Source organism: Undibacterium sp. JH2W (assembly GCF_049340425.1).
Classification (GTDB): domain Bacteria; phylum Pseudomonadota; class Gammaproteobacteria; order Burkholderiales; family Burkholderiaceae_D; genus Undibacterium.
This window is the reverse complement of the sequence record NZ_JBMPOT010000021.1, coordinates 74,999-99,977: the sequence shown is the minus strand read 5'-3', so window position 1 is coordinate 99,977 and position 24,979 is coordinate 74,999. Positions and strand designations below refer to the sequence as shown.

At 51.3% G+C, this 24,979-nt stretch carries 21 protein-coding genes; 8 read left to right on the top strand and 13 right to left on the bottom strand.

All coding sequences use genetic code 11. From position 1 onward, the window contains the following. Positions 1-113: 113 nt before the first annotated feature. Together ACO0LC_RS25160 and ACO0LC_RS25155 are read right to left on the bottom strand one after the other, a co-directional pair. Positions 114-830 (bottom strand): hypothetical protein, encoded by a 717-nt coding sequence (locus tag ACO0LC_RS25160; RefSeq protein ID WP_423008348.1) that lies wholly within the window; start codon positions 828-830, stop codon positions 114-116. Next, a complete protein-coding gene (locus tag ACO0LC_RS25155; protein ID WP_423008346.1) occupies positions 820-1,584 on the bottom strand; it encodes a virulence associated protein in 765 nt (254 codons plus the stop codon). Before ACO0LC_RS25155 ends, ACO0LC_RS25160 begins: the two co-directional genes overlap by 11 nt. Positions 1,585-1,989: 405 nt before the next feature. On the opposite strand from ACO0LC_RS25155, the gene ACO0LC_RS25150 reads away from it, so the two are divergent. Then, positions 1,990-2,280: a hypothetical protein gene (locus ACO0LC_RS25150; protein WP_423008344.1), complete on the top strand. Its 291-nt coding sequence runs from the start codon at positions 1,990-1,992 to the stop codon at positions 2,278-2,280. Between the two features lie 74 nt (positions 2,281-2,354). Beyond that, positions 2,355-3,056 carry a DUF3334 family protein gene (locus tag ACO0LC_RS25145; RefSeq protein ID WP_423008342.1) on the top strand — a complete coding sequence of 234 codons (702 nt, stop codon included), beginning with the start codon at positions 2,355-2,357 and terminating at the stop codon, positions 3,054-3,056. A gap of 77 nt (positions 3,057-3,133) precedes the next feature. Here the strand turns inward: ACO0LC_RS25145 and ACO0LC_RS25140 are convergent, their stop codons facing one another. The 6 genes from ACO0LC_RS25140 to ACO0LC_RS25115 all read right to left on the bottom strand — a co-directional run bounded on the left by ACO0LC_RS25140 (position 3,134) and on the right by ACO0LC_RS25115 (position 10,390). Next, on the bottom strand, positions 3,134-4,258 hold the full coding sequence (locus ACO0LC_RS25140) for a beta-ketoacyl-ACP synthase III (protein ID WP_423008340.1): 1,125 nt from the start codon (positions 4,256-4,258) through the stop codon (positions 3,134-3,136). A 172-nt stretch (positions 4,259-4,430) separates the two neighbouring features. Further along, positions 4,431-5,327, bottom strand: a complete 897-nt coding sequence (fghA, locus tag ACO0LC_RS25135) for an S-formylglutathione hydrolase (protein WP_423008338.1) — start codon at positions 5,325-5,327, stop codon at positions 4,431-4,433. Further along, positions 5,327-6,433 (bottom strand): S-(hydroxymethyl)glutathione dehydrogenase/class III alcohol dehydrogenase, encoded by a 1,107-nt coding sequence (locus ACO0LC_RS25130; RefSeq protein ID WP_423008336.1) that lies wholly within the window; start codon positions 6,431-6,433, stop codon positions 5,327-5,329. The genes fghA and ACO0LC_RS25130 overlap by 1 nt, the downstream gene beginning before the upstream one ends. Positions 6,434-6,493: 60 nt before the next feature. After that, a complete protein-coding gene (locus ACO0LC_RS25125) occupies positions 6,494-7,123 on the bottom strand; it encodes a YitT family protein (protein WP_423008334.1) in 630 nt (209 codons plus the stop codon). A gap of 187 nt (positions 7,124-7,310) precedes the next feature. Next, positions 7,311-8,291: a tetratricopeptide repeat protein gene (locus ACO0LC_RS25120; RefSeq protein ID WP_423008332.1), complete on the bottom strand. Its 981-nt coding sequence runs from the start codon at positions 8,289-8,291 to the stop codon at positions 7,311-7,313. 86 nt (positions 8,292-8,377) lie between these two features. Continuing rightward, the gene (locus tag ACO0LC_RS25115; RefSeq protein WP_423008330.1) at positions 8,378-10,390 is read right to left on the bottom strand and encodes a site-specific recombinase; all 2,013 of its coding nucleotides are present in this window, start codon (positions 10,388-10,390) and stop codon (positions 8,378-8,380) included. A 202-nt stretch (positions 10,391-10,592) separates the two neighbouring features. Here ACO0LC_RS25115 and ACO0LC_RS25110 point away from each other — a divergent pair, with 202 nt between their 5' ends. After that, complete coding sequence (locus tag ACO0LC_RS25110; protein ID WP_423008328.1) at positions 10,593-11,894, top strand: hemolysin family protein; 1,302 nt, start codon at positions 10,593-10,595, stop codon at positions 11,892-11,894. A 148-nt stretch (positions 11,895-12,042) separates the two neighbouring features. Beyond that, positions 12,043-15,684, top strand: coding sequence for a bifunctional diguanylate cyclase/phosphodiesterase (locus ACO0LC_RS25105; RefSeq protein WP_423008326.1), 3,642 nt, complete (start codon positions 12,043-12,045; stop codon positions 15,682-15,684). A gap of 23 nt (positions 15,685-15,707) precedes the next feature. Here ACO0LC_RS25105 and ACO0LC_RS25100 read toward each other — a convergent pair whose 3' ends face one another. Both ACO0LC_RS25100 and ACO0LC_RS25095 read right to left on the bottom strand, forming a co-directional pair. Next, a complete protein-coding gene (locus ACO0LC_RS25100; RefSeq protein ID WP_423008324.1) occupies positions 15,708-16,817 on the bottom strand; it encodes a 6-phosphofructokinase in 1,110 nt (369 codons plus the stop codon). Between the two features lie 20 nt (positions 16,818-16,837). Further along, positions 16,838-17,698, bottom strand: coding sequence for an MBL fold metallo-hydrolase (locus ACO0LC_RS25095; protein WP_423008322.1), 861 nt, complete (start codon positions 17,696-17,698; stop codon positions 16,838-16,840). 158 nt (positions 17,699-17,856) lie between these two features. Between ACO0LC_RS25095 and ACO0LC_RS25090 the strand changes: the two genes are divergently transcribed. Further along, positions 17,857-18,669 (top strand): sulfite exporter TauE/SafE family protein, encoded by an 813-nt coding sequence (locus ACO0LC_RS25090; RefSeq protein ID WP_423008320.1) that lies wholly within the window; start codon positions 17,857-17,859, stop codon positions 18,667-18,669. Here the strand turns inward: ACO0LC_RS25090 and ACO0LC_RS25085 are convergent. After that, complete coding sequence (locus tag ACO0LC_RS25085) at positions 18,666-19,001, bottom strand: ArsR/SmtB family transcription factor (RefSeq protein WP_423008318.1); 336 nt, start codon at positions 18,999-19,001, stop codon at positions 18,666-18,668. The two genes, ACO0LC_RS25090 and ACO0LC_RS25085, sit on opposite strands and share 4 nt — an antisense overlap. A gap of 167 nt (positions 19,002-19,168) precedes the next feature. On the opposite strand from ACO0LC_RS25085, the gene ACO0LC_RS25080 reads away from it, so the two are divergent. Genes ACO0LC_RS25080 through ACO0LC_RS25070 form a run of 3 tightly spaced genes read left to right on the top strand, consistent with a single transcriptional unit; the run spans position 19,169 to position 23,658 of the window. Next, a complete protein-coding gene (locus ACO0LC_RS25080) occupies positions 19,169-20,233 on the top strand; it encodes an efflux RND transporter periplasmic adaptor subunit (RefSeq protein ID WP_423008316.1) in 1,065 nt (354 codons plus the stop codon). A gap of 9 nt (positions 20,234-20,242) precedes the next feature. Further along, complete coding sequence (locus tag ACO0LC_RS25075) at positions 20,243-23,452, top strand: efflux RND transporter permease subunit (RefSeq protein WP_423008314.1); 3,210 nt, start codon at positions 20,243-20,245, stop codon at positions 23,450-23,452. Further along, entirely contained in the window at positions 23,449-23,658 is a 210-nt protein-coding gene (locus tag ACO0LC_RS25070; protein ID WP_423008312.1) for a YgaP family membrane protein, read from the top strand. Before ACO0LC_RS25075 ends, ACO0LC_RS25070 begins: the two co-directional genes overlap by 4 nt. Positions 23,659-23,669: 11 nt before the next feature. On the opposite strand, the gene ACO0LC_RS25065 is transcribed toward ACO0LC_RS25070, so the two are convergent. Both ACO0LC_RS25065 and ACO0LC_RS25060 read right to left on the bottom strand, forming a co-directional pair. Further along, the gene (locus tag ACO0LC_RS25065; RefSeq protein ID WP_423008310.1) at positions 23,670-23,969 is read right to left on the bottom strand and encodes a hypothetical protein; all 300 of its coding nucleotides are present in this window, start codon (positions 23,967-23,969) and stop codon (positions 23,670-23,672) included. A gap of 126 nt (positions 23,970-24,095) precedes the next feature. Next, positions 24,096-24,806, bottom strand: a complete 711-nt coding sequence (locus ACO0LC_RS25060; RefSeq protein ID WP_423008308.1) for a queuosine precursor transporter — start codon at positions 24,804-24,806, stop codon at positions 24,096-24,098. Positions 24,807-24,979 lie beyond the last annotated feature (173 nt).

The following is a 24,979-nucleotide window of genomic DNA, read 5'->3' as shown; positions in this document are numbered from 1 at the left end:
TTGCGCCAATACAAGTTTCACCGCTTCTTCCCGCAATTCCGGGGTATATCTTTTTTTCTGTTTCATTATTTCTCCTGATCGTTTATTTTAACAAACAGGAATGTCCGAAAAAGTCAGGATACCTCAATCACTGGAGCCCATTGCTCTGCAGGTATGCCTGTGAACTTGGGCAGTGTATTCCATGATGATGCAGCGAGCCGTAATCGAATTATGGCAGAAATAATATCGATCAACAGTAGTTCTCGCGCTGGTGCAGTGTTGTAAGCTTGTTGACGTAACGAGAGCAAGTTTGCCGAAAGTTGATGTGAACTATTACCGAGAGTAAAATGATATGCAATGAATTTTGCGATATCCCCTAACGCGCGTCCAAATATGGGATGACTTAATTCACTGTATTCCCCCCACTTTGCTTGCAGTAACCAGCGTAATAGAGAATCGATTGTACTTGCATCACCTGCTTCAGTAAGGCGTCTAGCTATAACAAGACTGCTTCCTGGCCTTCCAGCAAGGTAATATGCTGATGCTGCAATGAGTAAAATATCGTGACTCGAACTCTGAGAAAAGCGTGATGCCAAGAAAGCGTCGAAGAAACTCGCAGAAAAGCTAATCTCGTCCGTTAGTTCAACAGACATCGGAGCATCTGCTTGTTCTGCCTCATTGACTAACGCTGCGACATCTCCAACCGTGCCCACAGTCAACATGAATAGTGAATCAGGTTCGGTACCAATAGGGATCGCAATATGTTGCTCTTCAGATAGCCCAAACTCGTACATCTTCCCTTTGGCCCGCGTAATGCCAAAAAGGCGTCGACTGGCTGCTTCAGGCTTCATTTGCTGCCTTTTCGTAAAGCGCATGGACTAAGTTCATCAATTGAGTTCCTCGCACGACTAGAAGTTCCAGCGTTGCTGCATTTGTGTGCGTCGCAGCCGAGGTGGTTTGTAGAGCAATTTCGTCATAGCTTTCATCAGATAGGACTGCTGCTGCGCCAGAAGTAAAAACATAAGGCCGATCTGCGATGTTTTGAAAGCGACGGACCACTGCAGCGCCTTCTTGATTTTTGGCTGTAAGCAGGCGGCGTTTTGTAGCATTCAGAGTATATGCAGCACGCAGATAGTCTTTTGCGGAGTCATCAATAGCAGTCTGCAATCGATTTTGGTACTTTCCGCCTGCTAGTTGGGCCTTGACCTCAAAGGTCAAAAGGGTGTCCATGGGGAGTTCTTTCCCTCTCTCGACTAACTTGAAGCCAAGAATATCTACGCCCTTAACAGACTCATTGCGACTTGCTTTTTCGGCATATTTGCTTCTCGGAACCCAGAACCCAAGCCTATATTCGACATAATCTGAAATTAGTAATTCTGCAAAATCTCCCGATCTTACCGCAGGCCCGGGAGGACTAGTTTTGTCGGGGAAGACCAACTGTATGAGATATTCAGATCGTGATAGTTCTGTGCCATCACGTAGATCGTCAATTTCAGTATCAAGGCAGTAATGTTGTCGGAATCTATTCGCCCACTCGTTAAGACATGGATCTGTCTCTAATACAGGCAACTCCCAAACCTGAATAGGTTTGCCGTCAGCAGACATTACAGTCCTTGGCTTGCAAAGCGATTTTAAATAAGTTGGCGCTACCATTATTTTTTCAACCGTTTTCTTTATATAGTGAGTAACTAAAGATTATTATAATAAATGCATTGGTCTAGATGTATTTATGTGAATTTTTGCAAACTTATCGTCGATTTGTTATGGGAAAATTTTATTAGGTGTTCAAGTTGTGATCTTAAATTTTGCATGATGCTTGCAAATTAGCAACATCCCCATTAATCCTTCCCCATCCGAACACCCTCAAATCACCCCCATCGCATGAAACATGTAGACGGGGGGCTGGCGCTTCAGTATTCTTTCAATATTCGAAAAGACTTTAAGTTTGTGTCGGTGGAGGGGATGTGGCCAGCAGCGGTGTTGGGCATATCCAGCAAACAGGAGTGGGTCATGCCGATCAGCGATTCGTCCTTGCAAGCCGGGATGCCAGTGGGGGATGTGCTGGTGTCGCCTGCGCCTGCGCAGGCGGTGATGAATGCGGTGCGGCGGGTGAGTGAGCTGGAGCTGGAGGTGGCGCGCTTGCGCAGCAGTTTTGCGGCCATGTCTGTTGAAGAGCGGCAAGATCCTGCCTGGCGGAAACAGGTTGCGGCTGTGCTCAGTCAGTTAGTGCTGTTTCGCATGGCTGTTGCTGGCGAGGTCGGGCGCGACGATGGTTTGTCTCTGTCTGGCCAGGAGAATTGATGGCAGGTGCGGCTTTGCTGCTTTCAGCGGGCGGCGTGGATAGATTTTTCATGTAACAAATTCGGGAGTTGGTCATGGCCACGGAAGAAACCAGTGTAGTGTACGGGACAGAGGATTTGTTGACGAGTTTGTGTAACTCGGTGATACGGGTATTGAATGTCGCCACCAATAGCAAGGTGCATTATTCTGCTATGGTGCAGCGCATCACAAAGATAGGTTTGAAGCCGGATATCGGTTGTTTTGTCTTGTTTGATGGCGGCTTTTCTGGCCTGGTCGTGCTGAATTTTGATGGCGATACGGCGCTGGAAATTTACGAGAAATACATGCTTAACATGGGCATGCCCAAGTCTGAGCTGGCATCCTCTTTTACCTCGGATGAAGTGGCAAATATTCTGGGTGAATTGATGAACCAGATCGTTGGTGACTTCACCGGCAAGGTGCGTCGCGAGTTGCAAACCAATATTACGCAAAACCAGCCCAAGATGCTGGTGCTGACCAAACAGGTCATGTTGAGTGTGGATACACCGCTGGACAGGCCAGAATTGCGCCGCGTGTCTTTTTTTACTGAGAAAAATAATATTTTCTATCTGGAGTTGGCGATAGACAGGACAGAGTTTATCAAGCTGCATGACTTTGAAACGCATGAAGTGACGGACCCGGATGCTTTGCTCGATATGCAGCAGGCTTCTGATCAAAATGCTGCTACCACAGCAGCGGCAGCAGCCGATGACGATGATGACGCCAACTCTGAATTGCTGAGGTCTTTGGGGATGTAAGGCACTTGCATCAACTTTGTCTGCTGACTTGAAAAAAAAGGCCGCAAATGCGGCCTTTTCTTATCTAGGCTTGGAATCTAGCCCAGTTTTTTCACTACGACGCAGCCTATGGAATAACCTGCACCAAATGAGCAGATCACGCCTATATTGCCAGCCGTCAGGTCATCCTGGTATTTGTGGAAGGCAATGATGGAGCCAGCTGATGAAGTATTGGCGTAGGTGTCCAGAATGGTGGGTGATTCTTCTGGCGTTGCATCGCGGCCCAATATCATGCGGGCGATGAGCAGGTTCATGTTCAGATTAGCCTGGTGCAGCCAGTAGCGTTTCACATCAGGGATGGCGATGTCGGCTGCTTCTACGGTAGCGGTGATCATGGCTGCTGCCATGGGGCAGACATCCTTGAAGACTTTACGGCCTTGCTGGCGGAACAGTTTGTCTGTCTTGCCTATACCGCTTTCATCTGCACGGTTCAAGAAACCAAAGTTGTTGCGGATATTGTTTGAAAATTGCGTCTTGAGTTTCAGGCCGACGATTTCAAACTGGTGCTTGGATGTGGCCAGGTCTGCACGTTCTATGATGATGGCGGTGCAGGCATCACCAAAAATAAAGTGGCTGTCACGGTCGCGCCAGTTCAGGTGGCCGCTGGTGATTTCCGGGTTGACCACCAATACTGCACGGGCCTGGCCGCTTTGGATTGCGGTAACAGCGGCCTGTATGCCAAAGGTGGCAGAGGAACAGGCGACGTTGATGTCATAGCCATAGCCATCTATGCCCAGGGCATTTTGAATTTCCACTGCCATGGCAGGGTAGCCGCGCTGCATATTGCTGGCAGCACAAATGACGGCATCGATATCGGCAGCAGTGCGGCCTGCACGTTCCAGTGCCTGGGTGGCAGCAGCGACTGCCATCTCGCACATGATGGATGGTTCTTCATCGCTGCGCTCAGGTATGCGTGGCACCATGCGGTTGATGTCGAGCACGCCTTCCTTGTTCATGACAAAGCGGGATTTGATGCCTGAGGCTTTTTCTATGAAGGCGACGCTGGATTCTTCCAGGGCGACTACTTCACCACTGGCGATGGCAGCAGCGTTTTGGGCATTGTGTTGCTGGACATAAGCATTGAAACTGGCGATCAGTTCTTCATTGGAAATGGACTGGGAGGGCGTGTACAGGCCGGTGCCGCTGATGACTACTTTACTCATCTCTTGCTTTCTGGTTATGTCGTTCTGAGGTATACGCAAAAATGCGCGACGAAGTCGCTCGATTTTACACAATAAAGATGACAGTTAAGCGAGAAACGCACAGAAATAGAGTGCTTGTTCCAGTTTGGTGCATCTGGGACTCACACTACTAATTCTGCGGTAATAAGAGATGTTAGGCAGCTAATTGCTGTTTGTGGTGCAGCAAATGATCTTCAATGAAGGTGTTGATGAAGTAGTAACCATGATCGTATTCAGGCTGATAGCGTAATGTCAGTGCTTGCCCGACTGCAGTACAGGCCTGAGCGAATTTCTCAGGATGTAGTTGCTCTGCCAAAAATTTGTCGGCAAATCCCTGATCGATCAAAATGCCTTTGGGAAAGGGCGGCTGGCTCTGCTTTTGCATGAGTGCCGTGGCGTCATACTCGGTCCAGGCATTTTGATCAGTGCCCATGTAGCCGGTGAAAGCTTTTTGTCCCCACGGGCACTGGCTTGGTGCTGCAACAGGGGCGAAGGCAGATACGCTGCTGAATAGCTCTGGATGGCGCAAGGCCAGCACCAGCGCGCCATGGCCACCCATGGAATGTCCCATGATACCAACGCGCGCCTTGTCCATGGGCAGGCTGGCCAGTAACATGGGCAGCAGTTCAGCGACGATGTAGCTGTGCATGCGGTAGTGCTTGTTCCAGGGTGCTTGCGTAGCATCCAGGTAAAAACCGGCAGCCACACCAAAATCCCAGTTGTCGCTGTCGCCGGGGATGTTGGCATTGCGCGGGCTGGTATCTGGTGTGATGAGAATGATGCCTTCGCGTGCAGCAATGGCTTGTGCGCCAGCTTTCATCATGAAGGTTTCTTCAGTGCAGGTCAGGCCAGCCAGGTAAAAGACTGCAGGGCAAGTCTCACCCGCCATGGCCTGTGGTGGCAGGTAGACTGAAAACCGCATGGGCAAGCCTATCTCGGCAGATTCATGCTGATAAAAGCGTTGCACGCCGCCATGGCAGGCGTGCTGGCTTAGCAGGGTCACTTCTTCTGCGTCGTCTGCTGCATTGTCCTTGGATTCGCGCTGCGTCATCAGAACAACACCACGGAGCGTATCGATTCTCCACTTTTCATGAGGTCGAAACCTTCATTGATGCGCTCCAGCGGCAAGCGGTGAGTGATGAGGTCATCGATATTGAGTTTGCCTTCCATATACCAGTCTACGATCTTCGGTACGTCGGTGCGACCACGGGCACCACCAAAGGCTGAGCCTTTCCATTCGCGGCCAGTGACGAGCTGGAAGGGGCGGGTAGAGATTTCTGCACCGGCTTCCGCCACACCGATGATGATGGATTTGCCCCAGCCCTTGTGGCAGCATTCCAGCGCCTGACGCATGACCTTGGTATTGCCTATGCACTCAAAAGAATAATCAGCACCACCATCGGTCAACTGGATGATGTGGTCAACCACGTTTTCAACTTGTGTGGGGTTGATGAAATGGGTCATGCCAAACTGGCGCGCCATGCTTTCACGTGCCGGGTTGATGTCCACGCCGATGATCTTGTCAGCACCCACCATTTTGGCAGCCTGTATGACATTGAGGCCTATGCCACCCAGGCCGAATACAACTACGTTGGCACCAGCCTCTACCTTGGCCGTGAAAACCACCGCACCAACACCGGTAGTAACGCCACAACCGATGTAGCAAATCTTGTCGAAGGGGGCATCTTCACGCACCTTGGCTACGGCGATTTCCGGCACCACGATGTAGTTGGAAAAAGTTGACGTGCCCATGTAATGAAATAGCGGCTTGCCATCGAGCGAGAAACGCGATGTGGCATCCGGCATCAGGCCACGGCCCTGGGTTGAGCGTATCGCCTGGCAAAGATTGGTTTTACGCGACAGGCAGAATTTGCACTGGCGGCATTCAGGCGTGTAGAGCGGGATGACGTGATCGCCTTTGCGCACGCTGGTGACACCAGGGCCGGTATCGACGATGACGCCTGCACCTTCATGCCCGAGGATGGCCGGGAACAGGCCTTCAGGGTCAGCGCCAGAAAGCGTGTAATAGTCGGTGTGGCAAATGCCGGTGGCCTTGACTTCGATCAGTACTTCGCCAGCTTGCGGGCCTTGCAGCTCTACTTCTTCTATCGTCAGTGGTGAACCTGCTTTCCAGGCGATGGCGGCTTTGGTTTTCATGGCTATCCTTTACAAAGTGAATAGATACATTGTAAAGGAATTGCTCATTTGTGGTTGCCCTTACATGGCCATATAGCGTCCTGGCCGGTGGTTCAGGCTGATTGCCAGGTTCAGGGCGAAAGCCCCAAGTATAGATGCCAGCAAGGCCATGGGTGTGACTACCGCCAGCGATGCCAGCACGATGATGAAGTCGACCCCCATTTGCAATTTGCCAGCCCGTATGCCGCGCTTCTCTTGCAGGTATAAAGCCAGGATATTGATGCCTCCCAGGCTGGCCTGGTGGCGAAACAAAACAATGAAGCCTACTCCCATCATCAGGCCGCCAGTCAGGGCGACATAGAAGGGGGTCATGGCCGTCATTGCCGTCAAATGCAAGAGCTTGGGATGCAGGCTGGAGAAGAGAGAAACCAGGGCAACGGCGCAGAAAGTTTTCAGAGTAAAACGCCAGCCCATGCGTTTCCAGGCCAGCCAGTAGAATGGCAGGTTGATCAAAAAGAATATCATGCCGAATGACCAGCCGGTACTGTAGTGCAGCAAGAACGCCAGGCCAGCGGTACCCCCGGTCAGCAAGCCAGCCTGATTAAACAAGGCAACGCCAAGTGAAACCAGCAAAGTGCCCGTGAGGATGGCCAGTACATCTTCCAGCAGGCTATGCGGGATAAAGCGTTTTGATGCTGTGGCGGTTTTCATGATGAGCAGGCGAGGGGGAAATAAAGCAAATTGTACGCCCCCACCTGCCCGCGATATCGATCAGCTTGCCATCATTCTTGCGTTCATTGACCTGTGTCAATCCCTAGTATGCCGTTTTGCCACATGCTGGCTGAACCTGACTGATATCTATTTTATAAATGACGGAGAAAACTTCAGTTTGGCGGCTTCAGGATTTCAGTGATTTCAATTGATCTTCTGCATCTGCACGCAGTTTTTTGCTTAATGCCGGTTTGGTATTGATGGATTTTTCAAAATAGGAAATCGCCCGGGGTTTATCGTTAATAGCCAATAAACATTGGCCCAGGCGGTAGTAAATACCTGCATTGCTTTCCAGGTTTTGCGCTTTTTCAAACCAGGCGACAGCTTCCTTGTATTTGCCTTGTTCCTGCATAGCGCGTCCCATGCCGAAAGCGCCATGGAATTTATCTGGAAAACGCTGCTGTACCTCACCGAAAACACGTTCAGCATCAACAAACTTTTTTTGCATTACATAATTAGAGCCCAGGTTATACAAGATGCTGCGCTGCATCTTGACTAAGGCTTCGATATTACCTGGAATGGCAGTCAGTGCCGCCGTCTCTGCACTCGCAAATTTGTCATCTGCCAGATCTACGCTCGCTTGCAATAAACTACCTGCAGCACTATTGATTTTGGCGGTTTCTACAACCAGGTTTTGTGCCTTGCTTTTACCGCCCCCTGCGATAGCCGGTGCTTGCAAATAGAACTGCAGTAAGGAGCCGCGCGCACTGAAATTTTTTGGGTCCAGTTCTACGGCCTTGATGAAGGCATCACGTATTTTTCCGGCATAAGACATGGCAGCAAACATGCTGCCTGAAGTCGCCTTGGCCCCTAATACATTGCCCAGCATTTCATGACAATCAGAGAGTTGCGGATGGGCGGTGATGCATTGCTCGGCATATTTTGCTGCCTCATCCAACTTGTCGAGTTTTCCTTCAGCCAGTACCAGGTCTGCCTTGACCAGCAAGGCATCGGCATTATTGGCATCGCTACTCAGTTTGATATTGGCTGCCTTTTCTGCTTCTGCATATTTCCTGGCCTTCATCAGTGCCTCATATTCATGGGCACTGGCGATTTGAGTCAATAGCAGACTTAAAGTACTGGCGAGCAGGGCAGGCAGAAATTTCATGGATTACCTCAAATGAAGAGAATGATTTGATGTTAACGATGCGCCAGTTTTTCGGTTGACTGGCGCATGGTAATGCAAAAAACAGATCAGGTGATCTCTTTTTTTTCCTCATTTTTCTCTTCATTTCCAGGCAGAAAATAGTCACGAGGTTTTTCCCAAAAACGTGTCCATAACAAAACGGTCAGCAAGCCACCCTGTCCAAAACTCACTCTCCTCGAACGCAAGGCCACCAGCATGGCCAGGCTAAAACTGACTCCCAGATTCACCATGCCTATGCTCATGATGCCGAACAAAGAATACACAGCAAGCTGCCAGCTTATATGATGGTCAAGACCGACCAGGGCAAAGGCAAAATTGGCACTGGAAAAAGTGATGTGGCGTATGTCTATGGGCAAGCCAAAGAAACTGCCTAATTGGCCTATTGTGCCAAGCATAATGCCAAAGAAAAAATTCCCTGCCAGTGCACCCAGGTTATTGCCTATGTAAGTGGTGACACGTAGCAGGCGTGCTTCACCTAGCAGGCGCTTTAACCAGCCTAGTTGACGCAAGCGTTCCGGGATGTTGGCATAACTTGCCTTGTTATCGTAGTAACCAGAAATCAAGCCAGACAAAAACAGACAGACACCAGCGATCGCTGCATGCGGCAATGCCAGGCTGGCAAAGGGGTCAATATCATGCAAGAGATGCTGGGCTTTTTCTGGTGACACCAGATGCTTGCCAGTAAAGTAAACCCAGGCCCAGGCAATCGCATAGGCTGTGGGCATGGCCAGGCCTATATTGCCGACGATGGCAATGAATTGTGAGCGCAGCACGCGCACAATGAGTTCAGCCAGTTCATCGAGTTTTTGTTTGCCACCATCAATGGCACGCGCCAGCAAAGCTGCCGTCATCGCCGGTTGTTTGGTGGCGATGGTGAAATGCAGCACATGCACCAGCATGAAGCCGCCGGAATAATTCAGGCTATACAGCATGGCATAGCCAAAAGGCGCCAGCGCCAGCGTGCCAAACAAAATCTTGATCAGTGCCATGAAGCCGACGATGAAGCCCGCACCCAGGGCAGAGCGCAACATCTCCAGCCACTCTTCACGATTATTCGTCACATAGTGTTCACCGCTTTTACCCGCTCTTTCTGTCACTTGCAGAGACAAGAGTTCGGTATTGCTTTGCATCAGATTACGCAGGCTATGACGCTGGTTTTCTGCGATGGTCAATTCCTTGAACAGGCTGGTACCGATGGCGCAAGCATGTTCGGTACTGCGGCTATCAAGCAAAGCCAGTAACTGGCGCAAGCGCGCTATGCTCTGCATCAATTGCAGTAGCAAGCGTGTCAGGCTGATTGATACACCCTGCATGGCAGCTGTGCGACGTATGCGGTTGGCAATGTCTTCGCACTGGGTCAGCAAGACTTCTATGTGTTTGCTGTCTTCGCGCTCATGGGCTTTATCAGTCAGCCATTTGCTGTAGCAAACGACATAGTCATTGATAGCATCATTCTGGCGCAAAAATGGGGATTCGAATTTTTCTATGTCTGGATAATTGCGTACCAGTTCAGCTTCCAGACCTATGTTGGTGATGCGATAAGACAGCACTTGTACGGCGCTCAGAATTTCACAGGTCAGTGCTGCATAAGTCGTACGTGCAGCAGGTGAGCGAAAACCTATGGCTGTCAGCAAATCCATCCAAGCCTGGTCTTCAACGGCATTGATCCAGACGTGGTCCCATTTTTTATCAAATATCTGACCGAACACATCCTTGATGTAGGCATCATTGACCAGTGGCGGCAAAAACTTGTTTATCAGCCTTTGTCTTGCCACGGACCAGAAGCCGGTATTCTGGGTGATGCCCAGATCGGTGAATAAATGCACCAGCTTACGTGTGGTCAATACCTGTACCAGATAAGACCGTAGTGCTGTGCGCCAGGCTGGCTTGTTTTGTAGGACAAAGCACAGGGCACGTATATTGTCAGTGGCCCGCGTGGTATCTTGCGGGTGTGTGGGGCGGATTTCTGCAATCAGGTCACGCAAGTACTGGATATCATTGAGTGCAGGATATTCGCCAAGGCGGATTTCGATTTCCGCTAAAACACTGTCTAAGCTCAAACCTTTCTCCTCAAAATGCCGTGAACATAAGCTTTTAACGCAATTCACAGGTTTTGTCATGCAGCTTGCTTGCATGCATCTGGATTACATGCGGCATGCTGGCAATTTTTTCAAGTGTGGCTATGTGCAAGGCATTGTAATTGCATGCAAAAAGGGGCAATTTAGTCTAAAGTGTCGGGGTGTTCATAAAAAAGGTTGAGCGTTGGATAATTTATTGTTGGTGCTGGCTGCCCTGTTACTGGTCTTGTTAAATGGCTTTTTCGTGGCAGCAGAATTCGGTCTGGTGAAGTTGCGTCAGACCAGGGTGCGCAGTATTGCAAAAACCTCAGGTTTGCGCGGCCGCCTGTTATTCACGGTGCATCAACACCTGGATACCTATTTGTCTGCCTGTCAGTTGGGCATTACCCTGGCGTCACTGGGCCTGGGCTGGATAGGTGAACCTGCCTTCGCCCGCTTGCTGCTGCCCCTGTTCTCGCTGGTGGGTGTCACTTCGGCTGAGTTGATACACGGCATTTCCTTCTTCTTCGCTTTTTTTGTTATTTCCTTCCTGCATATCGTGGTGGGTGAACTGGCCCCCAAATCGATGGCGATACGCATGCCTGAGCGTGTCTCGCTGTGGACTGCACCCGCCCTGTATGCGTTTTACTGGGCCATGTATCCAGCTATCTGGACACTTAATTTCAGTTCCAACAAAGTCTTGAAATGGGTGGGCCTGAGTGCTGAACATGGTGGTGACGCCCATTATTCACCCGAAGAACTCAAGCTCATCCTGCGTGGCAGCCACGGCGGCAAGAAAGAAACCCGTGACGAATGGAGCATCATGGCCCAGGTGCTGGACTTTGGTGGACTGGAAATTTCTGACCTGATGCGTCCCATCAACGAGGTCGTCGCCATGCATAAGAGCGCCAGCCTGGAAGAAAACATGCAAACTGCGGCGCGCAACCGTTTCAGCCGCTACCCGTATTTCGATGAAGATGAAGAAACCGTGCTCGGCATGCTGCATCTGAAAGACTTGTTTCTGGCCCAGCAGGCTGGCAAGCCTCTGGATGACTTGAGCAAACATTTGCGCCAGGTTGAATTTGTACCGCCGACCATGCCAGCGCTGGAATTATTCCGCCGCTTCCGCAAGGGGGCACCTCACTTTGCCATCGTCGGTAACCGCGGCAGCAAACCTGTGGGTTTTCTGACACTGGACAACTTGCTGAGCGCTCTGGTGGGGCAAATACGGGATGAATTCCGCCAGAATGAAAATGACTGGACCTTGCTGGATGACGGCACCCTGATAGGCAAAGGTAGCTTACCCTTGTTCACGCTGGGTAGCGCCCTGGGCTTTGATGTCGATAGTGACGAAGTTGAATCCATAGGCGGCCTCATCATGCATAAACTGGGGGACTTGCCTGTCGAAGGGCAAAAAGTCGAATTTGAGCGCTTTGATGCCGTCGTCAAGAAAATGAATGGTCCGCGCATCATCCTGGTCAGGATACATCCCAAACCTGAGGCATAAGCGGTACTTTCACAAGATATTCTTACACACTACTTACGCATAAAAATAAGGCAAGTTTATTATCTCATGTAAGAAACTTGTTTTAGAATAGCCGCTTAACCCTACTACCCGTAATGTTTTATTGCTGGTTATAGAAAGCGCTGGTGACATGACTTCTCAGAACAGCTTATCCATATATGCGCGCAGCTTTTGGCTGACGCTGGTGGTATTTGCTGTGTTTACTGCAGTTTTTGGCTGGTATGTTTATGCTGAAAAAAAGGTCGATCATCTCAACGAGTTGCGCCTTGAATCTCATCTCTTGTCCATGGAATTGCAGCAAAGTTCGGAGGACTTGACGCGCCTGGTACGCAGCTATGTGGTTACCGGTGATCCTGTCTACAAAAACTATTACCAGCAAGTTCTGGATGTCCGCAATGGCAAGCTCGCACGACCAGTGCTGGGCAGGAATTTGTTTTGGGACCTGGTGCCTGCCAGTCAGGCTCAGGCCTCTGGCCATGCACCCGGACGGAATGATTTTGTGGGCCAGCGTGTTCCACTGATGGAGCTGATCAAAAAAACGGGCATCAGCGAAGAGGAGTTGACCCTGCTGGAGCAAGCCAAGGCGAACTCTGATGCGCTGACCGCGATAGAGTACCGTGCCATGGACATGATAGAGAACCCTGGCCTGGATGTCTATGCCTCCAAGCTGCGCGCAAGTCAACTACTGTATGACGAACAATACCGCGCAGCCAAGCTGGCGATCTTGCGCCCCATTGCCGAAGCACGCGAACTGATGGAAAAACGCGGTGCCAGCCTGGTAGAAGAGGCCGCACTGTTTGCTTTGCGCGTACGCATGCTTTTCATCCTGGTCGGCATCTTGCTGGTGGGCCTGCTCTGGCGTGCCTATCGTTCTTTGAACATGAGCCTGGGCGGTAGCATACGCGAAGTGTCCGCCACGCTGATCAATCTCGGCAAGGGCAACTTCACTACGCCCGTCATCGTCAAGCGCGGCATGGAAGAAAGCATCATGGGGTGGCTGGCTGTTACTCAAGCCAAGCTGGCTGAGATCGACGAAGCACGTAATCTTGCTGCGCAAAAAAGCGAACGCCTGAGCCGCCTGTATAGCGCACTGAGTCAGTGCAATCAATCTATCCTGCGTTTGGGGAACAAGGACGATTTGCTACCTCGTATCTGCGAAGATGCTGTGACGATAGGTGGCCTGAAAATGGCGTGGATAGGTTTGGTGGAGGAGGGGGCAGAAGTGCTAAAACCGGTAGCTTCTTTTGGTGCCGGGTCAGACTATCTTGATGGCTTGGTGATCTCTGTTCATGCAGGTGAAGTCACCGCACAAGGCCCCAGTGCTCAGGCATATTTGCAAAACCAGGCTTACTGGTGTCAGGATTTTTTGCATGATACCCATACTGCGCCCTGGCATGAGCGCGGTGCCGCACAGGGCTGGCGCTCTTCTGCGGCCTTGCCCCTGATTAAGAATGGCAAGGTGGTCGGCACTTTCAATTTATATGCAGGGGATGAAAATGCCTTTGATGAGTCGGTACAGGATTTGCTGATGGAATTTGCCATTGATGTCAGCCATGTCTTGAATCGCTTTGATCTCGAAGATGATCGCCTGCATGCCTTGCAAATGGAAGAGTTGCGCAGCTATATGCTGGAGCGAATTACGGCCAATACGACACAAAAAGAATTGCTCCATGATGTCGTCCTCAAGGTTGAGTCCTTGTTGCCGGATTGTCTGTGTTCCATCATGCTGCTAGACAAGGATGGCATACATTTGCGTACCGGGGCGGCTCCCAGCCTGCCCGAGACATTTACTCAGGCGATAGAAGGCGAGGTCATTGGTGCTGGCATAGGTTCTTGCGGCAATGCCCTGTCCACTGGCGAACGTACTATTGCGACTGATCTTTCCACCCATGCTTATTGGCGTGATTACTGGAAGTTGGCAGAACAGTTCGAGCTGCGTTCATGCTGGTCTGAGCCCATACGCACCGCCGAGCGCAAGATCATAGGCGCTTTCGCGATTTATCACCGGCTGGCTTCTGTGCCGGATGCCTTTTCCCTGAGCTTGCTGGAAATGGCTGCCAACCTGATTGCCATAGGCATGGAGCGCAAGCAGTCGCAAGAGAGTTTGCACAAACTCTCTCAAGCCGTAGAACAAAGTTCCAATGCCATCGTGATTACTGATACTGCAGTCAATATAGAGTATGCGAATGAGGCTTACCTAAAAAATGCCGGCAAGCAGTTGGCCGAGGTCCTGGGCCGCAAGCCCAGTATTATGCGATCGGGGAGGACGGCACCCGAAGTGTATGCAGAAATGTGGCAACATCTGGAGCGCGGTGAAAGCTGGAAAGGGGAGCTGATCAATCGCTATGCCGATGGCCTGGATCATACTGATCTGGCGCATATTTCACCGATCAGAAATGCCCAGGGCGTGGTCACGCATTTTCTGTCGATACAAGAAGACATCAGCGATAAAAAGCGCACTGAAGAACGTATCAAATATCTGGCACATTATGATGCGCTGACAGGTTTGCCCAATCGTACCTTGCTTGACGAACTGGCGCGCTATGCCCTGAGCCTGGCTGAGCGCAATCAGGATGCACTGGCGGTGATCTTTTTTGATCTCGATCACTTCAAGGATATCAATGACAGTCTGGGGCATAGTCTGGGTGACGTCATGCTGGTGGAATTATCCAGACGCCTGGTTGCCGCCATGCGTGAGAACGACACGATTTCCCGCCTGGGTGGTGATGAATTCATCTTGCTCTTGACGGGTGTTGATGAACACCAGGTGGAGCAAGTGGTGCAAAAACTCATGCAAGTCGTCAACACACCTTTTCATCTGGGGGAATATGATTTGAATGTCACGGCATCCATGGGCATTGCCATCTATCCGAATGATGGCAAGGATCTGGAAACCTTGTCGCGCAATGCCGACGCTGCCATGTACCGTGCCAAGCGCGAAGGCAGGAATGCCTATCGCTACTTTACTCAGGAAATGCAGGAGCGTTCCACCCGTCACCTGGAATTGGTGAATGCATTGCGTCATGCTCTGGAGAAGCAGCAGTTCCAGCTACACTTCCAGCCGCAGATTTCCATGGACACTGGTGCCGTGTTGGGGGCTGAGGCCTTATTGCGCTGGCATCATCCTGTACTTGGAAATGTGTCGCCAGCAGAGTTTATTCCCGTGGCAGAAGACAGTGGTCTGATTTTGGCCATAGGTGAATGGGTCTTGCGCAGCGCGGTACAGCAATGGAAGCATTGGCAGGCCTGTGGCTTGCCGGATTTGCTGATTGCCGTGAATCTGTCTGCCGTGCAATTCCGCCACCATGATTTGCCGGCGCTGGTCACGCGCATACTAGACGAGGCTGATATGCCAGCTACCTGCCTGGAACTGGAATTGACCGAAGGTGTGGCCATGCATGACCCCCAGGGCGCGATTGCAGTGATGAATAATCTGCATGAGCGTGGCATACGCATGTCCATCGATGATTTTGGCACAGGTTATTCTTCTTTGAGTTACCTGAAGAAATTCAAGGTCTACAAACTCAAGATAGACCAGAGCTTCGTCCGCGATATCACCAGCGACCCGGAAGACCGCGCCATCGTCAGTGCCGTCATCAGCATGGCCAAGAGCCTGGGTTTGCTGACTATTGCCGAGGGCGTGGAAACGGCAGAGCAGCTGGAGTTTTTGCGGCAGCAAAAATGCGATGAAGTGCAGGGTTATTATTATTCCCGGCCCTTGGCTGCTGCGCAGTTTGCCGACTTTGTGAAGGCTGGCTTGCGTTCACGCTGAGTTGCAGCTTACATCTCGCAGTTTCAATCACCAAAACAAATGCCTATGTCCCGGCCAGTTTGCAGGGTATCGCTATCCATGGGCACGGCTTTCATGCGCCCCGCGACTTCTTCCAGCGCCACATAATTCACGTTCGGGAAGGCCAGCGCTACCATGATGCCGGAATGGCCTTCATCGAGGGCGCGTACCGCAGCTGCACCAAAACGCATGGCAGACAAGCGGTCAAAAGCAGTCGGGCTGCCGCCGCGCAATAAATGGCCTAACACCACGGCGCGTGCTTCCTTGCCTGTCAGTGTTTGCAAATCGTGGGCCAGTTGCTCTCCTACACCGCCCAGTCTTTCTACATAGCCACTACCGGCTGAGGCTTGCAGCAGATGCTGGCCGCCGACAGGCAGGGCACCTTCGGCAGCCAGTACGATAGAGTAATGGCGGCCATTCGCATCACGATTGCGTATCATCGTTGCGATTTTTTCTATGTCATAAGCGATCTCAGGGATCACGATGGCATGCGCGTTGGCTGCTATGCCTGAATGCAGGGCTATCCAGCCCGCATAACGTCCCATGACTTCCACTACCATGATGCGCTGATGGCTTTCTGCCGTGCTATGCAGCCTGTCTACGCATTCAGTGGCAAACGAGACCGCAGTGTCGAAACCAAAAGTGGTAAAGGTTTTATCGAGGTCATTGTCTATGGTCTTGGGCACACCGACCACGCGCAAGCCTTGCAGATGCAGGGCATTGGCTATCGTCAGCGTGCCATCGCCACCTATGCAGACCAGCGCATCGATATCCATTTGCTTGAGGTGACGATGGATGTCGGCACTGCGGTCAATTTCTTGCACGCTGCCATCTGGCATGGTTGTAGCAAAACGCAGGGGATTGCCATGATTGGTGGTGCCCAGTATGGTGCCGCCGAGGTGGCCTATGCCACGCACCTGGTCTACTGTCAGACGAACTACACCGTTCTGTGGGTAGCGCTCAGGCAGCAAGATGCCATTGAAGCCTTCTCGTATGCCATAGCATTCCCAGCCCCTTAATTCGGCTGCCAGCACGACTGAGCGTATGACGGCGTTCAGGCCAGGTGCGTCACCACCACCAGTACTGATTGCTATTCGTTTGATGGTGGTTGCCATGGTGATTTCCTGGTTTATGCTTAGAGTGCGTTCAAGGGGATTTTTAGATAGCGTGTGCCATTCTCTTCTGCCTCTGGCAAGGCACCTGCACGTATATTGACTTGTATCGCAGGTATTAACAGATAGGGCATTTCCAGACCACTGTCACGTTTTTGGCGCAGTGCAACAAAGTCAGCCTCACTGACGCCATCGCGCACATGGATGTTTTCTGCTTTTTGTTGTGCAACCGTAGTATGGGTGCACACCTCGCGCCCGGCAGGCGGGTAGTCATGACAGAGAAACAAACGCGTCTCAGGCGGGAAGGATAAAAGCTTTTGTATGGACTGGAACAGCTGCCTGGCATCGCCGCCAGGGAAATCACAGCGTGCCGTACCTACATCGGGCATGAACAGGGTATCGCCGATAAAAATGCTGTCACCGATCAGATAAGCCATGTCGGCCGGAGTATGGCCAGGCACATACAGGGCTCTGGCCTGCAATTGGCCTATGTAAAATACTTCATCTGCTGCGAACAGGGTATCGAACTGTGAACCATTGACCGGGAAAGCAGATTCAAGATTGAACAGGCTCTTGAACGCCTTTTGCACGCCAGTGATATTTTCACCGATGGCGATATTGCCACCAGCTTTTTCTTTCAGGTACTGGGCACTCGACAAATGGTCGGCATGGGCATGGGTTTCCAATAACCATTGCAACTTCAGGTTATTGGCCGCCAGAAATTCCAGTACCTGGTCAGCTGATTTACTGCTGGTATGGCCCGACTTGGGTTCGTAATTGAGAACAGGATCGATCACCGCCGCACAACCGCCAGGCGCATCAAACACGATATGGGTTGCTGTGCAGGTTTGTGGGTCGAAGAGACTATGTACTTGAGGGTTCATGATGGATTGCATCGTTTGAGCAGTAACTTGAGAATCATAGCAATTTGTTGCAGATTTTGACATCTATCATTGAGAATGGAATTCAAATTACTCAGCTTGACTCGACGTGGGTTTCAGCAAGGAATACACTAGCGCATATTTTTTATATCCTTACTGATATGCTCATTCCTGCTGCAGAACTTCTGGTGGTATTGATCGGTGCCGTAGTTGGTCTCATCATGGGCTTGACCGGGGCTGGCGGCGGGATACTGGCCGTGCCTGCGCTGGTATATAGCCAGGGTTTCAGCATGCAGCAAGCCATGCCCATGGCCTTGCTGGCGGTCAGCAGTGCCGCCCTGATCGGTGCGATAGAAGGCCTGGTGCGCAAACTGGTGCGTTATCGCGCCGCTATCCTGATGGCCGCCGCGGGTAGCCTGCCCACCTTGCTGGGGGTGCAAGTGGCACACCGTATGTCGCAACAATGGCTGATGCTGGTATTTGCCTTGATCCTGGGAGTGGTGGCCGCGCGCCTCATCGCGCAATTGCGCGCGCCCGAGTGTGATGACCACAAGCGCGCTGCGCTGGCTCGCATCAATAGCAGTACAGGACGGTTTGACTGGACATTTAAAACTGGTGCCGTGATCGCCAGTATAGGGGCAGTGTCCGGCTTCATGACCGGCTTGCTGGGTGTGGGGGGCGGTTTTGTCATTGTTCCCATGCTCAGGCATTACACCAATGCCAGCATGCATGTGGCTGTGGCAACTTCTTTGCTGGTGGTCAGCATCGTCGGTTCCATGGGTGTGGGCTCAGCCTTGCTCAGTGGCGCGCATTTGCCGGTTTTGCTGTCTGCCATTTTTGTTGCCACCACAGTGGCGGGCATGTTGCTGGCCAGACGCATTGCCTTGCATTTGCCGGCTAAAAAAGTGCAGATGATCTTTGTCGTCATGCTGCTCTGCGTGGCAGTCAGCCTGATTTATCGCGCCATGATTTAAGTGCCTGGCCTGCCGCTCAGCAAGGCTGCCTGTGATTCAAACTGGCGCGCTACATTGCCACACACCAAGTCACACAAGGCATAAATCGATTCATCAGCGATATGGTAATACACGGAAGTGCCGCGCCCTTCGCGTGCCACCAGGCCATGTTTGGCCAGGGTGGAAAGATGACGCGAGACATTCGCTTGCGAGCAGGCGCAACGCTCGGCCAATTCACCGACATTGTGTTCTTTTTCGCGCAGGCAATTCAGTATGCGCAAGCGGGTAGGCTCAGCCAGCGCCGAAAAATAATCGGCAATCTGTATCAAAGCCTGATCAGATAATCCGTCCATAACAATCAGTGTAGTAGTAGGAATATTTCTATCATACCCCGAGTAAAGAAGATTGCCCACGCTTAATTTACTATTTGCGTAATTGCGCAAATAAGAATATTATAATTTGCGAGAAGCTGCACAAATTATTTGCCAGGAATTGCCATTCGTTAAAAGAGACATGCTCTATGACTTCAACACTTATTAAGGCAAGACTGCCGTTGTTAGTAAAGCAAGTATTTGCTTTGATTGCCCTATTCGTTGCGGTGCAAGTATGGGCCATGGGTCTAGAGGTGCTTGAGGTCAGGTCCAGTCATGCTCCCGGCAGCATTGCAGCGGATGGCGTGGTCGAAGCGGTGCGCCAAACTGTGATCGCAGCACAGGTCTCAGGTGCCATTACTGAGCTGCCCGCAAAAGCGGGTGACAATATGAAAGCCGGGCAAATGTTGGTACGCCTGGATGGGCGAGCTGCAGGACAGCAGGCGCATGCGAGCCAGGCGCAGGTTGCAGCGGCACGTGCCAGTTTACAAGTGGCGAGCAAAGACTTTGAGCGGCAGAAGCAATTGTTCGTACGTCAGTACATCAGTCAGGCTCAACTTGACCGTGCAGAAGCCCAGTTCAAATCCGCCACTGCCGATGCCAACTCCCTCATTGCGCAGGCCGGTGCAGCACAAACACAAGCAGATTTTTATAAACTGAGCGCACCCTACGCTGGTCGCATTGCCGACGTCTATATCAGCAATGGGGATATGGTGACGCCGGGTAAGGCATTAATGACAGTGTTTGATCCCGGCAACTTGCGTGTCACTGCCACCGTATCTGAGGCCCAGTTTGCCATGCTCTCTCCCGGACATGCGATCAGCATAGAGATCCCTGCTTTGTCAGTTGCGCAGCGCTTCTTCAATGTCGATAAATTCGTCGTTCTGCCCGTGAACGATGCCACCACACATACCGTGCAATTGCGCCTGGACTTGCCAGCCGTGAATGGACTGGCACCCGGCATGTTTGCTCGTTTGCAATTGCCAGCCAAAGCTTTGGGCAAGGATGAGCAAGTACGCTTGTATGTGCCCGTAAAAGCGATAGTTCACCGTGCAGAATTGCATGCAGTCTATATCGTTGATCCGCAAGGCAAGGCATTGCTCAGGCAGATCAAGCCAGGTCCCGTCTTTGGGAATGAACAAGAAGTGCTGGCTGGCGTTGCTGCCGGTGAAAAGGTGGCGCTCAACCCTATGGCTGCGGCCAGATCGCGCTGAGGACATCTTATGGCAAAACAATGGGGATACTCTGGTCGCATTGCGCATTTCTTCGAGGGGGCCCGAATCACGCCCTTGCTGGCATTGATGGCATTATTGCTCGGTATATTTGCGGTTGTCGTCACCCCACGTGAAGAAGAGCCACAAATCAATGTAACCATGGCGAACGTGCTGGTTCCCTTTCCTGGCGCATCCGTTAAACAGGTGGAGCAACAAGTTGCCATACCCGCAGAACAAGTTCTGGGTCAAATCGCCAATGTAGAGCATGTCATGTCGGTATCGCGGCCAGGCATGGCCATCTTGACGGTGCAATTTGAGGTAGGTGTTCCACGCACCGAAGCCTTGGTTCGCCTATACGATGTGGTTCATAGTCATCGTGACTGGTTGCCTGCCAAGCTGGGCACGCTGGAAGCCATCGTCAAACCTAAAGGCATAGACGATGTACCCATAGTCGCATTGACTTTGTGGAGCAGGAATCAGCAGAGCGCGGCATATGATCTGGAACGCCTTGCGCACAGCATGGAAGCAGAGCTCAAGCGGGTAAAAGGCACGCGTGAAATCACCACCATTGGCGGTTCTGGCCACGCCATCAATATAGAACTTGATCCGGTCAGGCTGGCGGCCCATAGTTTGACAGTGGCCGATTTACAAAGCAGCCTTCAGGCGGTAAACCTTGGTTTGACTATAGGCGAACTGACACGCGCCAACCAGAGCATTGCTATCGATGCGGGACCATTTTTAGCCTCTGCACAAGCAGTGTCTGAAGTCGTAGTCGGTGTCAGAGCAGGCAAACCAATTTTCATGAGTGATGTAGCCAGGATCGTCGATGGTCCCTTGCCCGGCAGTTCCTACGTATGGCATGGTTTGACTGGCAAAGACACGGCAGAATATCCGGCCGTGACCATCGCCATCAGCAAGCAGCCTGGCCAGAATGCCGTCGCCGTTGCAGATGCTGTCAGACAGCGCATAGCCGAGCTGCGCAATACCCTGATACCTGAGGGCGTGGAAGTCAGCATGACGCGCGATTATGGAAAAACCGCAGACGATAAGGCAAAAAAACTCATACAGAAATTACTATTTGCCACAGCCTCAGTCGCGGCACTGGTTTTTCTCGCTTTGGGCAAGCGTGAAGCGGCCATCGTTGGTACTGCAGTGATTTTGACATTGACTGTGACTCTGTTTGCCTCTTGGGCCTGGGGGTTTACTCTGAATCGGGTATCTTTGTTTGCTCTGATCTTTTCCATAGGCATACTGGTCGATGATGCGATCGTTGTCGTCGAAAATATACACCGGCATCAGACATTGTTCCCGCATAAGTCGCTGCAAGAAATCATACCTGCTGCAGTTGATGAGGTCGGTGGCCCCACCATACTGGCAACCCTGACGGTGATAGCTGCCTTATTGCCTATGGCTTTCGTCAGTGGCTTGATGGGGCCGTATATGAGTCCCATTCCCATCAACGCCAGTATGGGTATGCTGCTGTCTTTGGCAATTGCATTCATCATCACACCCTGGCTGGCACGTATCTGGATGAATCATGGCGGTGCCAGACAACCGGGTAAGTTACAGAAAAAACTGGATGGCATATTCAGTGCTGTATTTCGCCCCTTCCTGGACGAGCGCAAAGGCAAGTTGCATCGCTGGAAACTGACGCTGGCTGTCTTTGTCCTGATTGTGATTTCAATTCTATTGCCGGTCCTCGGCTGGGTGCAATTGAAGATGCTGCCTTTTGATAACAAGTCAGAATTCCAGGTGGTAGTCGACATGCCAGCAGGAACACCGGTGGAGAAAACTGCTGCGTTGCTGCGGGAGCTGGGCGCTTATTTGTCCAAAGTGCCAGATGTGGCGAATTACCAGGCCTATGCCGGCGTTGCCGCACCTATCAATTTCAATGGTCTGGTGCGTCAGTATTATTTGCGCTCTGGCGGCGATGTAGGTGACATGCAGGTGAATTTGCTGGACAAACATCAGCGTACTGATCAGAGTCATGTGATTGCCAGTCGTCTGCGTCCTGCCTTGCAGGACATAGGCCGACGCTATGACGCCAATGTCAAAGTGGTGGAGGTGCCGCCAGGTCCGCCAGTGATGGCACCCATCGTCGCAGAAATTTATGGTCCGACTGATGCAGGTCGGCAGCAAGTCGCCAAAAAGGTGCGCGCAGTATTCAATAAAACTGCTGGTGTAGTAGATGTCGATGACAGCAGCATCACTAATGCACCGCGTAAAGTCTTGTTGATAGACCAGCGCAAGGCAGCTGTATTGGGCATCAGTCAGTCCGCTATCGTTACGACCTTGCATGCAGGATTGCGCGGTGACGCAGCCAGCTATTTGCACGATGAAAGCAAATATGCGACCGCTATACAATTGCAATTACCAGTTAGCGAGCAAGGCAATCTGGACAGTCTGTTAAGCCTGAGTGTGAAATCAGCCCAGGGACGACTGGTGCCCATACGTGAGCTGGTGACTATCTCAGATACCCTGCGCGAGCAAGCAGTGTTTCACAAGGATGGTATGGCAGTCAATTACGTTGTCGCTGACATGGCGGGTGCCATAGATAGCCCCTTGTATGGGATGTTCGCCATGCGTAGTGACATCGCAAAAATCATTGCACCTGATGATGGCGGACTCAACGAATTCTTCATCCACACACCACCAGATCCATATCGCGGTTTCAGTCTGAAATGGGATGGCGAATGGAAGATCACTTATGAAACTTTCCGCGACATGGGGATCGCCTATGGCGTGGGGCTGATACTGATTTATTTATTGGTAGTGGCACAATTTGGTTCTTACCTGACACCCTTGATCATCATGGCACCAATCCCGCTGACCATTATTGGCGTGATGCCCGGCCACGCTTTGCTCGGTGCACAATACACCGCCACCAGCATGATAGGCATGATCGCCCTTGCCGGCATCATCGTCAGGAATTCAATCTTGCTGGTGGACTTTATCCATGTACAGGTGGCTGTGGGCATGCCGTTCAGGGAGGCGATCATCAGCTCAGCCATCACTCGCGCCCAACCGATTGCGCTGACAGGCATTGCTGCCATGCTGGGGGCGTTCTTTATCCTCGATGATCCCATATTCAATGGCCTGGCAATCTCACTGATATTTGGCATCTTCGTATCCACTTTACTCACCCTGGTGGTGATACCGCTGTTGTATTACAGCGCATACAAAGACCACCCTGACTTTCAACCAGGAGTTTCATCATGACTAGCTGGCAAATCGTACGTATCGTCGCAGCTTGCTTTATTCTTTTGAGTCTGGCATTGGGGACACCCGCCAGTCCAATTTTTTTAAATCAGTGGTGGCTGGCCTTTACGGCCTTTGTGGGCATTAACCTGTTGCAAAGTGGCTTCACAAATTGGTGCCTGATGGAAATAATTATGCGCAAATTGGGTACGAAAACTGGCAACTGAACTGGCCCGGCCTAACCCTTGATGGAAAAGTTGATGCGCGAATTTGGCGCAGCCAATTTATCGCTGAGACGACGTCCCGGATCTTTGCGCCTGCCCTGCAATTTGCGGGTATTGAGCAAGATGGCGTGCTGTTTTTCCCTGCGCTCGGTACTGCGCCTGTCTTCACGACGGCGACGTTCAACTTCAGGCCAGATAGCATCTTCGCTGACGGGCTTGGCATCCTGAGCATGGGCAGGACGGTGGTTTTGGCTAGTGGCATGCGGTGTTTCTGTTGCCTGCTCAAAGAGCCGGAATACTTTTAATGGGAACATGACGTCAGTGCTGGAAATGGGACTATACGCACTTAAAACGGTCAGTTTGCCAAAAACTTTAGCAAGAGCATTTTTTTCGCCTGCCTTGATCAGAGTTAAATTGCCAGCGGGAAATGCCCGGCGCTATTAGATCTTCAACCGGAAAGGCGTGAAATTGGTGTCTTTGTCATAGTAGTCTTCATGCTCTTTGCGCTTGAGGAAAGCAACTACTTTGTAAGTTACCGGTGTCATGATGACTTCCCAGCTGGTCTTCAAAATATATTGTGCCACCATGACAGTAATTAACTGGCTGTCCGACCAGATGCCATAAAAGGCAATCACATAAAACAGGCTGGAGTCAACAAACTCGCCACAGATAGTCGAGCCTATGGTGCGCATCCACAGATGCCTGCCCTCCATTGCCACCTTCATCTTGGCCAGCACATAGCTATTTACAAAGCTGCCACACCAGAAAGCCGTGACCGAGCCTAATATGATCCTGGGAGTATTGCCAAATACTGCATTCAGATGAGTCTGGTATTCTGTATTGAAAGGGTCGGCTGCGGGTGTCAGTGACAGCACGACGATGGACATGATGGCGGCAAACAGTACAGCACCAAATCCTGCCCAGATCACCCTGCGGTCGCGCCCATAGCCATAGACTTCGGTCAGGACATCACCAAAAATATAAGAGATGGGGAAAAACAGCACGCCAGCACCGAAAGTGACCGTGCCTAGCCAGGGCAGGGTCACTTGCGCGGCCTTGGCTGCCCCGATCAGATTTGAGCATAGCAAGACCGTGACAAAAGCGGCCATGACAAAATCGTAATATTTATAACTGGCAAGTGGGCGTGTCATGTGATTATCCAAAAATATTGCAGTGTGTTTATGCTCACAAGCAAGAGGTGTGCTTCAGTCATATTCCGGCAGCCAACTCAAACTTGTCAACCTTGAATCAAGTTTTTGTTGGAAAATAGACTAAATCGGCATTTTGCTACAATCAGCGTAGTCCAGCTCAATCCAGTGTCAGA